The sequence below is a fragment of the Roseobacter sp. EG26 genome (assembly GCF_049830555.1).
Taxonomy (GTDB): Bacteria; Pseudomonadota; Alphaproteobacteria; order Rhodobacterales; family Rhodobacteraceae; genus Roseobacter.
Window position 1 is genome coordinate 1 of record NZ_JBNBLH010000028.1, and the last position, 13,683, is coordinate 13,683.

Here is a 13,683-nt window from a genome sequence, read left to right on the forward strand (position 1 = left end):
TCTCGGCCTGCTTCAGGATCGCCATGATCTGCGCATCGCTGTATTTCGATTTCTTCATCAGAATCTCCTCTTTCATCATTTGAGAAAATTCTACTTCAGCACACCCCTAAATTTCGGGAGGATTACCACTCTTGCGCGCGCAGACTACCGACGATGCTAGATAGGACTTGTAGGCCACTTGACCAATTCGCGCTGCGCCACGCCGGGCGTCCTTCCGGGAAGGCTAGTGGCGAATACTGCAGCCATTGACCTATTGTCGGGTAGCCTGTTCGCCGCCTCTCAATTTGTCTGACCGCGTAAAGTAACCCGAGATGGGTCAAAGCGAAATCGAACTATCCTAGATTCGCTTGGTTTTAACCAATCGCCAATAGTGATGGCCAAGCGTGGTGAGTGCTGCGTGTTTTTTTCCCATTGCTGCATCAAACATGTGTAACGCACCTTGCGGCACTACAAGGTTGACGCGATTCAGTCTTTGCAAAGCGGCAAATTTCTTTGTCTTTTCCGGATCGGGATCCGGGATGTCGTCATATCCTGCGATGGGCCTTTTCGGTTCGAATTCCGGCCCCAGTTGCAGCGGCTGTTGAGGGTCAGGGAACAGTTCGGTGAGATCAAGCAAATCCTCATACGGCACTGGCGCGGCCACCCGTCGTAGCGACACAAATCGCTGAACACTCGTTTTGAAAACGGGCCGTTGGTCGATGTTTCCCAAAGACTGATCGATATGAGCATAGATACTGCCCGGCGTGATCTCGCCCTTCAGATTTGCCGCCGCCCCTTCAAGGGCGTCACACAAGAGATTGGTAAATACCCCGCCGGCGTTGGTTTCATAGGCAAGCTGGTCTTCGGTTGACGCCGCCAAAATGGTCAGGCCGTGTGGCAGGGTCGTGACTCCGCCCAGTAAGGGCGCGTTCCCGGCAGCACCACTTCGGCAACAATCCAGGATTATTATTTTGTTTGTTATGGTGGAGGCATTAACCAGTGCAATGACTTCGTCCAGCTTGATCCCGTCATCCGCTGTTTCGCTGTCAGAGCATATGATGGCACCGCCTGATTCAGTTAGAGCGCCGTGACCCGAAAAATAGAATATCGCCGTCTCGTTTTCTCCGGCAAAAATCTTGCGCAGGTTGGCCCTGACCTGAGCGCGCGTTACTGGCGTTTCGGGAGAGTTGCCGTAAAGTTCAATAACCTCGAAGTTGCTGGTCTTGTCGCCATGCCGTTCGAGAAGCCTTGCAACATTTTTTGCATCCTTGACGGAAGCTTCCAGTCGTTTGGTGTGAGAATAGTGGTTAATCCCGACCACAACAGCCACATGCGTCATAAAAATCCCCTTCGTTAAATTCGTTGCGTAAATACTAGTATGCACCCGAAATCGGGTCCACCCGGTCCGAAGGTAAAAACCCTGCACCCGAGGGTGCAGGGTCGTTGCGATGAGCAAGACGTCATCACCCTTTCTGATGGTCTCTCTTGCGCGACTGGCGTGTCAGAGTTCTCCATAGCCAGTCAGCCTGTCCGCGCACCCAGAATACTGCTGGGCGGCTCCAGCGCACCACAGGTTGCCAGCCTGGACTGAACACGGAGAAGTTCCAGGTAATGTGCATCCAGGGCAGCAAGGGGATGAACGCAGATACCGTGAAGTAGGCTCCACGCCCTTCCCATTCGCCAACCCGGATGTAGAGAACACCGTCCTTGCCGATAAGAAGCTTTGATCGTGCGCTATCCACGTAACCCGAAGCAATGGGTGTTGCGGTTCCGGCGCCAAAGCCCGGGCGGTTCATGGTCAGCGTCGCCACGTCGGTCGCAAGCGTGGCTCCGGGGTTGATCCGGAATGGTACCGCCATTGCCTGATAGTCGCGAATCTGTCCTGTATAGAACATGACCCAGGGCCCGGCGTTGCCAATAAAACCAACCGTTCCCGGTACGATGAAGCGGACACCCCAGCTTGTTTCCAGACCGGTACGTGCAAGCGAGTCTCGACTTAGGAAGCCATGAATAACCTGGCCCAAACCTCGGCTCACTTTGCCACCGGTGATCCAGTGCCTTGAAGCCATCAAAGGGCGTGCGATCTGCTCTGCGGTCCAGCCAATCGGCTGAATGGCTGCATAAGCCGCATTCGCCAGCACGGCTGTTGCGGTATTGTTGACGCGGATCGCCGCTGTTTCTGCCGGCGACGCAAGACGCTGGGACAACATGTTGTCCAAGGCCCGCAGCTGGAAAGCGGAGGCTGGAACCTGGTAAGGCTCGATCTTCTTTTCCAGCAGCGCAGTTTGCAAGGCCAGCTTTTCGCCAATGAGGCTCGAAAGCTCACGGATTTCCTGCACAGTCATTTCGTCAACGCGTGCAACGAATTGCTTTAGGCGGCGGGCTGGGAACAGGTCGTAGGCATAATGTCCAAGAGCCTTTGCCTGCTCAGCCGCTGATCGAAGATTGTCTTTCAGGCAGCGACGATCGGCGCGCGATGAGATCGCATTCCCTTTCGCCAGAGCCGCATCGAGATGCATTGCAAACGCCTTGCGTCGGTCATGGATCTGAGCCAGCAGAGCATCGGAATTTTCCTTGGAAGCATTGCCAAGTGATTTGATCGTATTCTTGAAGTTGTTCAGTTTCATTGTTTTTCTCCGTTTGTGGGAGCGCGGTCATGCGCCATGACGGAGAGATCGCCCTTTCGCTCTGTGGCGTCCGGGCGGCACCTGTGTGATGCTCTGTGACGTTCGCTATGGAAAAACAGGAGGACCTATGGCGCGAAAGGTTAAACGGTTTGAGGTGCCTCAGGACCTCGCCGGGGCGATCCGCGGCGAATCTTACCTTGTCCATCGGTATCTGAAGTCTGGGGAATTGGTGCCCGGTCTGGGTGTTGACGACAGAATAGAGGAGCTGAACTGGCGCTTTTCCTATCTACAGGCCCATGGCTTGTACTATCCCGCGCCGGAAAAACAGGGAGCTGTGGTCTGGTCTGATCTTCGATTTGCGCAGGCTGAAATTGCTCGGGTTCATGAGCTGGGCTACCAAAACAAGGGAGGGTATGGGTCCGGTTTCTATCTTGTCGAGGGCAAGGGAATGGACGACGTGCCTTTTGAAAGCCGTAGCGAGAACCATCTGACGCAGATTTTCAACGGCAAAGACACACGCGGACTGAGCCGCCTCGATCTAGCACTGCTGGCCCATGTCTATCAAACGCCAATCCCGGTCCTTGAGACGCCGGATCGAGCGGTCTTCCAGCAATACGTTCAGGCATTGATCAGCCACAAAGCGCTTTTCCGCACCGGGCCTGAATTTTTCGAAGTTTCGCGCAGCACAACGCCCAGCCTCGTAGTTGTCCATGACTATGAGATTAATGCCTTTCTGCCCGATCCCGATGCATCGCGGCACCGGGGCTTCGAGATCGTTGAAGCGCCAGACCTACCGTCGGTGCTCGAAACCGAAACACCGGTCGTGGTTCATGCGTTATTGCGCCAGAAACTGGGCGCTCATGTCGATGCTTTGCTATTGGGGCGCGTGCAGGACAAATGGCAGCTCCTGTCGACGCCTGCTTTGATGGGGGAGACACTGGGGCTGGATGCTGATCTTCTCATCCCACCACCCCGCGTCCGCGATATCGGGGGCGCAAAGCTGATCACCAACAAGCCCGGTGACTTCGAGGTGGTGTTGATCGCCAGCAGCAGTGCCCTCGACGGCTTTCCGGCCTGGGCACGGACAAAAATGGCGCTGGAACGCGAACACACCAGCGCCTCTCATGTTACTGAGGAAGATTTCCGATGGCTTCGGGAACTGATCCTGACCCGTGGCCCGCAGAAGGTCATCGTCCTGCGCAGATTGCTGGACGTTCAAAAGCGCGAGGAGATGAAGGGATGATCCTTGGTAACTCGGGGGGCAAAAGCCGCGATTTCAACAGCCCCAGATCGTCAGTAACCGTACCAAAAACCTGCATCTCAAAGCTCAGAACGAGATCCAGATAGGCGCGATTTGTTCCGCAGGCACCTTCAGCGCGCGATACCACAGACGCAAGCCTATCCAAGTTTTCTATTCGGAAACCCGGATGCCACAGGGCCGCCACAAACCCAAGCGCCAGCTGTCTGCCACCTAACTTCAGGTCGCACGATACGACGCGGGCCTCATAGGGCAGCCCACCAAGTTCTCGTTGCGCCAACCTGTCGAGCAGTTCGTGATCCAGCGGATCCGCCCTAGCAATCATGCACATGCTGCGGGCTTTCGTATCCGGCACGAGGCCTGCGACACGCCCTGGTCGATCGACGGTACCGCGGCAGCGTGTGACCTCGATGCAGAGCTCCTTGCGATGGTGACGCACCCAGCCCGGCTCAAGGGGCATAAGGCCTGCTTCGGGCTTCAATGGCAGTGAGCCATAGCCAGCGATTAAAAGGTCACCGTCGTTGGCGTCCCGGACAATGCTAACAGCATCCATAAGCTGCTGGTATTGAAACAATTTCATCTTCATCTCCATATCTGATGAGACAAAGGTGACTGCTGAGTTCTGTGCTGGTCAGGCGGCAGGATTGTGACGCTCTGTGGCGTTTCTCGACTCTTCAACAGGATACGTATTATCTGCTGGCGGTTGCGCCAAGCGAATTGCTTTCGACGCTTGGATCGGTTTAAGTTTTAGCGGCATTGGTCCCGGATACGTTCAGTTTATGCTTTCACAAGTACTCAGAAAGGCGGCGCAAACGATCCGCGACAACTTTCAGGGTGCCGGAGATCGCCGCAAGATATTTATCAGTGGAACCTATGACGAGCTCGTAAGCTACCGGGGCCTTGTGGCCCGGGGCATTCAGGACGCAGGACATGAACCGCTTGAGCCGCATGAGACCGGGGCCGCGTCGCAGGTCATCCTGCGTCGCGTTGAAAACGAGCTGCGCATTGACGCCGATGGGTACTTCGGTTTCTATGGCGCGCGCTATGGCAGCAGTATTTATGAAGAAGACCCGCACTCGCCCTCATTCACCGAATTCGAATATGACATCGCTCGTGACTGTTTCGAAGATACCGCCTATGGGCCGCCCATTTTCTTGATGATTTCCAAACACGGGAGCGAGGTTTGGAGCGCCATCATGAAACAGACCATCGACTGGGCTGCCAAGAACACCCGCGGAAACGAAGTCTTGGGTGAGCAGATTGGCCGGCAAGCAGAGTTCACCAAGAAGGTAAGCTCCACGACATACAACGGGCGCACTGTTTCGACCGAGATGCTGGAAGTTTCAAAGGCCCGCGATATCGCGCCTCGTGCGAAAGCGGCGCTGACCACCTACTATAACAACATATTGAAAGCGCAATTGCCGACGAGCACGACATCGGCCGCATCGGGACCCGCGCTTGGTACGACGCAGAGACAGGAAAGAGATCCCGCGCGGGTCTGGCCGCTCCAGACAGGGCAGGCAAAGACTGCGCTAAAGGCTTATGAACAGAATGGGCGCAGCGTTTCGCCGGTTCTGACCCTTCTGATGCCCGCAGCGCGCGGCTCAGAGGGCGACCTGTCGGCCTTTGCGGATCATGTAAGTCAGAGCACCCCCTGGGATCCGGAGTATAGCGGCCATGCCAGCTTTGACCCCAAGCACAGGTGGGCGACCTCCGCCGAACAGGTGGTCTGGCATGCTTTGGACCAGGCCCCGCCTGTCGATCCGGCGCGACGGATGTCTGCGCTTGCCCGGCTCATCGTCGCGCTGGATGCGCAAGTCACACTGACGCTGCAGGCCGTCAACCTTTATCCGGGGAACCTGACGGCGCTCCTGACAGACTTCGTTGACGAACTTACCTCTGCATTGCGTTCGGCTGGACAAGAGGCACTCAACAATCGCCATCAGGTTCTTTTGCTTCTCGGGTACCGGGGAGACCCCGCGGTCGATCAAAAAGCGCTGACCTCCAGGCTTTGCTTTGCTAAGAAGGGGCCAGTTGATTTTTCCAAAGTCATTGTTCTCGATAGTATCGGGACCCATTTACCCAATAAGAAGTGATTTGATGAGCATTCAAACGGATTTTACCTACGGCCTGTTCTCGGAAACGCCTGGCAGCGAAGATCAGCTGGACTACCAACTGGACTATGAGAAACGCCGAATTGTCGACTTTGCCATCATGCTTGGGCGCCCGTTGCTGGTCGAAGGTGAAGCAGGCTGCGGGAAAACTCAGCTTGCCTATGCAATCGCGCGCCAGCTTTTGAATGCTCAACCCGTTCTGGCCACCGTACGCAGCACATCGCGTGCCAATGATCTGCTTTATCGGTTCGATGCGGTGCGCAGACTGCAGGACAGTCAGCTAAAGGATCCGGTTCGGGCGGAAAACGCCTCTTTTGCATACCCTTATGTGTCGTTGCAGCCCTTGGGCAATGCCATCTTTGATCCGGCACCCAGTGTTGTGCTCATTGATGAAGTGGACAAAGCTGATCCGGATTTTGCCAATGACCTGCTGCATGTTCTGGATCAGTTTGAGTTTCAAATAGATGAAATTCCGATCTCCGAAAGTGCACGGTCGTTGTCCCATCACAAACACGATCGAACGGTGCCGGGGAATGGCGCGCGACCTATCATAGTGTTTACATCCAACCGGGAACGCCCACTTCCCAAGCCGTTCTTGCGCCGCTGCATCTACCTTGAACTCACCTTTCCGGAAGATCCCGAAAAGCTGGTAAAAATTGTGCGCAACAATCTGAAGAAGGCCCCGTTGGCATCCGGCGGACGGCAAGGTCTGGAACATATCTCCGAGACCGTAATTGAGTCGACCGTACGGTCATTCCTGAAAGTTCGAAAGCAGGCGGAGAAGAACAAGGCTTATAAGTTGCCCGCAACTGCGGAACTGATCGACTGGGTACATGTTCTTCATTGGGACGGTGCCTCGCCCGCTCAGATCGAGAGCGCCAAGCCTCCCCACTGGGAGATCTTGTTTTCCACCGCGCGGGACATTCACGAACACGCGCGAACCGCAGATCAGTCGTCGGACTAGATGGCCGCCGGTCAAACACATGACGGTCAAGCTGCTGAGCCCTATTTTCTGATCGGCATTTTTCGTGCATTGCGAGACGCCGGTTTTGCGGCCTCGGTTCGCGACTATCAGGACGCTGTGAAGCTGTTTGCTCAACTCGACCGCCCCTTTGAGGATTTCGTAGAGATTGACACAGCCGGTTCGGGTGGGATCGGCGACCCGCCTTCCGTTCAACTGCGGACACGGGACCGCCATCAGGTCGCCTGGGTGTTGGGTGTGCTTCTGGCGAGGTCTGACAGCGAACGACAAAAGATCCGCACAGTGGTATCGCGTGTTCTGCCCCCGGCAGATTTCAAACAGACGGTACAGCTACGAGAAATCTTGGATACCGGCAGTATCACGACGGGAGCACGGCTGGAGGACCCTCTGCCGCCCCGCACATTTCGGGACGAAGAACGAGAGGAGCGCGCGCGGCAGGATGCGCGTCGCAAGCGTAAACGCGAAAAACCGGAAGAACCCAAAAAACGAAAGAACAGGCTCACCGGACCAACTGCCCAGAAAGCGCCCAAGAAGAAGACCACCGTGCCAACCGCTGAGGTTGATCGCGAACCTGATGTAGACAGCGGCATGCCCGTTCCCAGACCGACAGTTGAGTCGCTGATGGACACCAGCTCTTTCTCGTATGATCTGGCGTCGGGATATACCTATACTTGGATGCTCAACACCTGGCGCAGGCTCTTTATCCCGCGCGCTGTGCCGGATGCCCATGAAGTCGACACCGAACGCACAGTTGACGAGGCCGCCCGGGTAGGTCTGATTGCCGCGCCGGTCATGAGGACGCGCCGCAGCAATGCGGCTCGGTTGCTCTTTTTAGCTGACATCGGGCAGCCCACTTTCCCATGGCAGACGACCCGGGATTTGTTGACGGAAACCTTCGTCTTGGAAGCGCCGAGATATCAGTCCTCCGCTCTTGCTTTCTTCAAGACTGCTCCTGGCGACCGACTTTTCACCAACCGCGCGTTGACGCGGTTTTTGAGCGCCGAGGAAACGATCCGGAACCATGGCCATATTCCGATGCTGATCTGGGGGGAGGCGGGGGCCGCGCAGACAGCGCCTCCCCGGCAGGTGAAACGTATGGAGGCATTTGTCCAACTGCTGGACCAGTTTACCGCAGCGCCCATCGTCTGGATCAATCCAATGCCCGAGCGCTATTGGCATGGAAGCCTTATGGATGAGGTGCAGACGGTCAAAAACCTGATCGCATTGGAGATGAACCCGGAGTCTCTGATAGAAGCTATGGACATTCTCCGGGGGCAGTTCTGATGCGTGCGATACTGCCGGAATGGGATGGGCAGCCGCTGTCGATTGATGAAGCGATGGACCGCATTCTGCTGTTTTCCGGACAGCATGGTGAGCCCGCGTCTTTGCTGGCGGCACGTTGCAGCGTGCTGCCTCGCTTGACGTTTGAAGCCGTAGCCCTGCTACGTCGAAATTTCCTTGATGCGGAACATCACGACACACCTTCCCTGGATGCCAGTGTGCTTTACGGCGGGTTGTGCATGGCTCTTGGCGGCGGTTACTTCGAGATGGACAATGAGGTCAGGCTGCATCTCAGGATGGCTCTGGATCGCTGGGCGCGCACCGAAGGGGACTGGCGCCCGCCGTCGCAGGTCACAGCGCGATTTGTCCGCAGCTACGTGTTCACGTTGCGCAGGGAAGACTCGCGGCTTCAGGACTCCGCGTTTCAAGACTATCTCAACATGTTGGAATGGGTCGCCATCGGATATGACGAGCCCGAATATGCAACGCGTCTGCTGGCCGAGGCAATACAGGAAGAATCCCAAAATCTGTCGGAAAGATCCACAGGCCGCGTGCGCTTTTCCAGCCTCCCGGGTCTGCTGACGCTGCCACTCGCGGGGCAAAGCGCCCTGATTGCCCTTGCCGAAGGCGTCAACGCCCTCAAAAACGGGGACGACGAGACCGCCAAGCGCCTCTTGGGCAGTCCCTTTGGGCCTCTGGTGAGCATAGATGGAGTGGATTTGCCGAAACCTTCGGAGCTGCTCAGCAAGTTCACCGGACCGAAACAGCCCAATATGGTCTCCGGGCTCGAAGTTGGCACTCCCCTGCAAGGCATCGCTCCACCGATGGAGGGGGCCGAAGCCACTGATGAAGAGCAAGCGGAAGAAGAACTCCACACCATCATCGAATGCGCCCGTCTGGGCCTCGTTGATCGCGCTCGGCAGCTGATCAACGGTTCCGAGGACATTTGGAGCATTCGGGATTCCGAGGGCTTTTCTGCAATCCATGTGGCGGTTGAACACAAACAGCACGATTTTGTTGTCTTCTGCCTGGATGCTGGCTGTCCGGTCGATCAGCCGACAAAAGGGGACACCACGCCTCTCTCCCTTGCGGCGCAACAAGGCGATCTGAAAGTCATGCGCCTGCTTATGAGGCGGGGCGCGATTGTTGACCGGCGCAGTCAAGTCAACCAGATGACCGCATTGGGATGGGCCAGCTACCTTGGACAGCAGCACGCGGTGAAATTGCTGATCCACCATGGCGCGCTCAGCAAAGGCGGCTCAAATGCGCTTTTTCGCGCGGCCCTCAAGGGCAGAATCGGCACCATCCAGTTGTTGTTGGACGCAGGAGCCAGTTGGTCGGAAATCGGCTTCAAGGATTGGAGCATGCTTCACGCGGCCGCAAGCAGCGGGCATCTTGCGACACTCAACCTGGCGCTGACACGGGCGCGCAACATTGATCCCGTCACAGACGCCATGTACACGCCGCTGCATCTCGCGGCCTTGAATGGCCATGCAAAAGCCGTAGAGGCGCTCGCCGAACTCGGATCTGATCTTGGACGTCAGCAAAAGGACGGGTGGTCGGCGCTTCATCTGGCGGCACAGAACTATGGCGAGGTGGTCGCAACGCTGCTGCGTTTTGGTGTCGATCCGGATACCCGGCTGGCCAGGGACAGCTATGCGGCGTTGCACATTGCCGCCCATCACAACTGTGACGCCGCTGTCTCCCTGCTTCTGGCGGCTGGCGCGGATCCCAATGCCCTGGCTCAGGGTGTTCTGCCCATTCAGACAGCTGCGACAAAGGGTTATCCCGAAGCACTGTCCGCTCTGTTGAACGCAGCCGATACCCGACTTGATGTTCTTGACAAGGAAGGTCGCGATCTCGTCACGATCGCGGTAAAATCTGCCGACGCCGAGACAGTGATGCTGCTATGGCAGCATCCGCGGATCGACATCAATAAAACGCCCGCTGCAGATGCCAGCAAGGCGCACTATCTCTTCGACATCGTAGCGAAAATCGAAGACCAGGAAGCGCTAGTTGATTGCATCACGGATCCCCGGGTTTCCATGAAACCCGAGCAATGGCGGAACCTTGCCATTCAGGTGCTCAGCCAGAAGACGGGAACACGGGCGCTCTTTGCATCGGTTCTGGATCGCAGCGATGACTTCCTCAAACCAGATTTTTTGGAGCCACTTGTCAAACATGCCAGCACCTGGGCCTTCGAAGAAGCACGGTCGCGTGGATTGTCCTTGGACCGGCGAGATAGCATGGGTCGCTCCATGCTCTATGACACCCGAATACTTCAGTCTCGGAGTGTCCTTGAGGTAGTTCTACAATTGGAGCGTGACCTGAATGTAAATATGGTCGACAAACACGGCATAACGCCCTTGATGTTTGCTGCCGAACGCGGGTTTGAGGGAACAGTCAAAGCACTGATCGAACTGGGCGCAGATAAGGAGATGGCCAGCGAAGACGGCTGGACCGCTCTGCATTTTGCCGCGCAGGGGAAGCAAAACAAGACGCTGGAGTTGTTGCTGGAAGATGGCGCCGATCCGACCCGCAGAACCCTGTCGCAGAAGCTGACGCCGATGGCCGTTGCCGTCGAGGCGGGTGCGGCACCCGCGCTCAAGAGCTTTCTGGCTGCCGGATTACCGATCCGTTCCGCACGCTCTGATCAATTTGGGCCGCTCGCTCTGGCGGTCATGTCGGCGGATATCGCCACGATCAGGCAAACAGTCAGGGCGGCGCTTGCGCAGGGCAGCATCGACAGAAAAGACATTACTGACGCGCTGCGCATCGTTCAGGAACGCCTTGACAAATACCATAGAATTTGGGGGAAATCCGATCCGGATTTTTCTAACACCCGGGTCATTTTGTCGGTCCTGCACAGCGGCAAAGAACCGCCCGCCGATATGCTCAGGGAACCGAGAAAAACCGATCCGGCTCCGCGAGGCAAGACGAATATCCCGCCGCGTGGCAAATCCTAGCGACATTTTATTCTAGCGATCACCGAATGCACGACGATGACCCTTTCATACTACCGGATTTGCAAACCGTGATGCGATGCGGCGTGTTTAGCAACGGGCGGGGCGAAGTCTTGATTGTGCACGACGAGTCGATTGGCTCATTGCTCTGGGTTGAGATCAATTTCGATGAAAAAACAGTTGTTTTGATCTTTGAGGACGGACAGTCGCAGAACCTCGGTCTGGAATTGGACCCAAGAACGATTAGCAATCTCAGAGCCTGTAGCGAGGTGGTGGTCGCGCATCTGTCAGACAAGGGATTTGGCCGCAGTCAAAAAATCCCGGCGGTTCTTATCTGATCGCTTCAGAAATCACGGCTGAGAAGCGGCGTGAAAGTATCAAGGTCCCACTGCGGTGGTGTCATTCCGCCAAAGGGACCATCTTTCGATCTCCAATACGCCAGAATTTGCGGAAATTGGTTGAACTCCAGTTCAGCCTCCCGGATCAAGCGCCTGTCCAGGGGAAACAGTCGAATTCCTGTCAGCTTGGCGTCAAGGTCTGCTGCGGTTGCTTCGGTCCGGTCGCGGAGCTGTTGAGCCAGATGGGCCGGATCTTCACTGCCAAGCTCTGCCTTCGCCGCGTCCCGCAGACTCATTATCTTGTCGAGCGTTTCGCGCGCTCTCTCGGCTACAGGTCCTTGCGAAATCCGACCTACATAGATCGCTCTGGCCCAGATGTTCAATTCCACCTGCGACGTCTTTGGGGCCCGTATCAACACGCCGGAACGCATGACAGGCACCAGGTCGAGCGTTTTGACCTGAGAGCAGAAGATGCAAGCGACCCGAAGCGAGGCCCGATCGTACTCGCGGCCATTCCTGGCGAGAACCTGCAGGTACTTCCGGGATTTCAGACCGCAATAGCCGCATATGCTCATCGACCTGCGTATCATCGACGCGGAGAGGGCGCTGCTGCCAACCTGTGTCCAGAATTCCGAGCCGGAGGGATCGGGTTTGCTCAGCGAAAACGTCAATGTCTCATCCAATAGATCATCCCCCCGATAGTGGACCTGCTCATGTATCAGAGGATTAGGGCGCTTGGCTTGATTTGTCTTAGACATGGGTCACCGGCAATCAGTTCGCGTTATTGAGCGCGCTCTTGGAAACAGTCTCAGTTGGTGCGTTTGCTCTTTGCGACATCATACACTGATGGCTGTGAAAGGAAGTCAGGTGCACCAATTTTCTTGACGCTATCGGAAATTTGCTGTCGCGGCAAAGGTTCTATGGGCGGGACCGCCCGGCCTGAGTGATGCGGGGAGGCCTTTCCTCTCATCATGATGACGCGCCCGTCTTCGATGAAGCCCTGATCGATGGAGACCGTCTCAATGCGCAGGTTTTTGATCTTGGGTCGGGGCGTCGGGCAAAAGGCGTATCTGCGATGGGTTGGTTGGAGATTTATTGTGCTTGATGGACTGTGAGTTTTGAGTTCGGGTTTCGCAGTATTCGTTCATGATCCAGATCAGAGTCTCGATCTGGGGACCGGTTGTGCTCGGATGATGCCGGGCAATAGACCCAGTTGAAAACGATATATCATCGCGGCGGCGCAATGAGGCTACTTGCTAAGATCGCTTGTCTCCGACCACACCAAGTACCGATAGAGAATTCTGATCCCTCGGACAAAAACTAGCTCCACCCAAGTAGTCCAACCCTCAAAAACATCCGCAAAGGCGAGCGCCGCTGCGATGATCTAGGGCTCCGCGCCTCCCGCCTTTGCTGCCGTTGGTTAGTAACTGTAGCGATTGAATTGCTTGCCGATCGCTGATGCGATCAAGTGCGGAAATCTAGTTTTAGTGGGTACCGACCAACTTGAGAACCAGCAACTGTGCCACGCTGAGCCCACGCATCACGTTCTTTTGTCATGGGCGGGCTCGCGCAGCAGCTCTATAAGAATGCCCGCGCCTTCGAACGCGCGATGGACGCTGCCCCACAGGCCCTGGAGTTTCAAAGTGTCGCGGTAAACGTAGAGTATTTCTTGCGCGTCAAGGAAGACGGTTTCGGGGAATACAAGGACTTCCGCGCTCACACTTTAGGAGAATTGCCCCAGGTTAAGAGCGTTACATCGCACTTTTGTCTGGACACGTCGAAAGACGTCAGGAACCGGCTGCCGCAATGAATGCTGGGCCACCTGCAAAGATCTGCTCCCATAGTGTTTAAGTATTTGAGTTGGAGATTTTGGTGGGCGACCACAATGCATTTGCGTCTCACTTAGACAAAGCCGCCGCTATTATTGAGCAAGCGCAGCGAATGTCTCCTTCGACGGACGGCAACGCAGCATCATGCCCCATGGATGAAAGGCAGTTAAGGGCCGGCAAGACCGTAAAACTAGTCAGAGATTGGAATAGACTTAACGCCAATGAATTCATTCAGAATCCAATTTTATCGCTAATCGGCGAATTGCGAACCGAACCTGGTTCCCGTGTTGCTACGATCTATGGATCACAATT

Annotated in this window: 12 protein-coding genes; 8 read left to right on the forward strand and 4 right to left on the reverse strand. The window is 56.1% G+C overall.

Going from position 1 to position 13,683, the window contains the following annotated elements; genetic code table 11:
• Positions 1 to 337 precede the first annotated feature (337 nt).
• Both ACOTTU_RS24445 and ACOTTU_RS24450 read right to left on the reverse strand, forming a co-directional pair.
• Positions 338 to 1,363 (reverse strand): caspase family protein, encoded by a 1,026-nt coding sequence (locus tag ACOTTU_RS24445; protein ID WP_425662079.1) that lies wholly within the window; start codon positions 1,361 to 1,363, stop codon positions 338 to 340.
• A gap of 79 nt (positions 1,364 to 1,442) precedes the next feature.
• Positions 1,443 to 2,606: a hypothetical protein gene (locus ACOTTU_RS24450; RefSeq protein ID WP_425662081.1), complete on the reverse strand. Its 1,164-nt coding sequence runs from the start codon at positions 2,604 to 2,606 to the stop codon at positions 1,443 to 1,445.
• Between the two features lie 127 nt (positions 2,607 to 2,733).
• Between ACOTTU_RS24450 and ACOTTU_RS24455 the strand changes: the two genes are divergently transcribed.
• Positions 2,734 to 3,849, forward strand: a complete 1,116-nt coding sequence (locus ACOTTU_RS24455; protein WP_425662083.1) for a hypothetical protein — start codon at positions 2,734 to 2,736, stop codon at positions 3,847 to 3,849.
• Here ACOTTU_RS24455 and ACOTTU_RS24460 read toward each other — a convergent pair.
• Positions 3,794 to 4,444, reverse strand: coding sequence for a gamma-glutamylcyclotransferase (locus ACOTTU_RS24460; RefSeq protein WP_425662085.1), 651 nt, complete (start codon positions 4,442 to 4,444; stop codon positions 3,794 to 3,796). The genes ACOTTU_RS24455 and ACOTTU_RS24460 overlap by 56 nt on opposite strands.
• Positions 4,445 to 4,643: 199 nt before the next feature.
• Here ACOTTU_RS24460 and ACOTTU_RS24465 point away from each other — a divergent pair, with 199 nt between their 5' ends.
• Genes ACOTTU_RS24465 through ACOTTU_RS24485 form a run of 5 tightly spaced genes read left to right on the forward strand, consistent with a single transcriptional unit; the run spans position 4,644 to position 11,542 of the window.
• The gene (locus ACOTTU_RS24465) at positions 4,644 to 5,960 is read left to right on the forward strand and encodes a DUF4062 domain-containing protein (RefSeq protein WP_425662087.1); all 1,317 of its coding nucleotides are present in this window, start codon (positions 4,644 to 4,646) and stop codon (positions 5,958 to 5,960) included.
• A gap of 4 nt (positions 5,961 to 5,964) precedes the next feature.
• A complete protein-coding gene (locus ACOTTU_RS24470) occupies positions 5,965 to 6,942 on the forward strand; it encodes an AAA family ATPase (protein ID WP_425662089.1) in 978 nt (325 codons plus the stop codon).
• The gene (locus ACOTTU_RS24475) at positions 6,943 to 8,244 is read left to right on the forward strand and encodes a hypothetical protein (RefSeq protein WP_425662091.1); all 1,302 of its coding nucleotides are present in this window, start codon (positions 6,943 to 6,945) and stop codon (positions 8,242 to 8,244) included.
• Positions 8,244 to 11,207, forward strand: a complete 2,964-nt coding sequence (locus ACOTTU_RS24480; RefSeq protein WP_425662093.1) for an ankyrin repeat domain-containing protein — start codon at positions 8,244 to 8,246, stop codon at positions 11,205 to 11,207. Before ACOTTU_RS24475 ends, ACOTTU_RS24480 begins: the two co-directional genes overlap by 1 nt.
• Before the next feature lie 26 nt (positions 11,208 to 11,233).
• Positions 11,234 to 11,542, forward strand: a complete 309-nt coding sequence (locus ACOTTU_RS24485; RefSeq protein WP_425662095.1) for a hypothetical protein — start codon at positions 11,234 to 11,236, stop codon at positions 11,540 to 11,542.
• 5 nt (positions 11,543 to 11,547) lie between these two features.
• On the opposite strand, the gene ACOTTU_RS24490 is transcribed toward ACOTTU_RS24485, so the two are convergent.
• A complete protein-coding gene (locus tag ACOTTU_RS24490; RefSeq protein WP_425662097.1) occupies positions 11,548 to 12,300 on the reverse strand; it encodes a hypothetical protein in 753 nt (250 codons plus the stop codon).
• An 851-nt stretch (positions 12,301 to 13,151) separates the two neighbouring features.
• On the opposite strand from ACOTTU_RS24490, the gene ACOTTU_RS24495 reads away from it, so the two are divergent.
• Positions 13,152 to 13,352, forward strand: coding sequence for a hypothetical protein (locus tag ACOTTU_RS24495; RefSeq protein ID WP_425662101.1), 201 nt, complete (start codon positions 13,152 to 13,154; stop codon positions 13,350 to 13,352).
• 62 nt (positions 13,353 to 13,414) lie between these two features.
• Positions 13,415 to 13,683: hypothetical protein (locus tag ACOTTU_RS24500; RefSeq protein ID WP_425662099.1), on the forward strand; the 269-nt coding region annotated here is incomplete at its 3' end.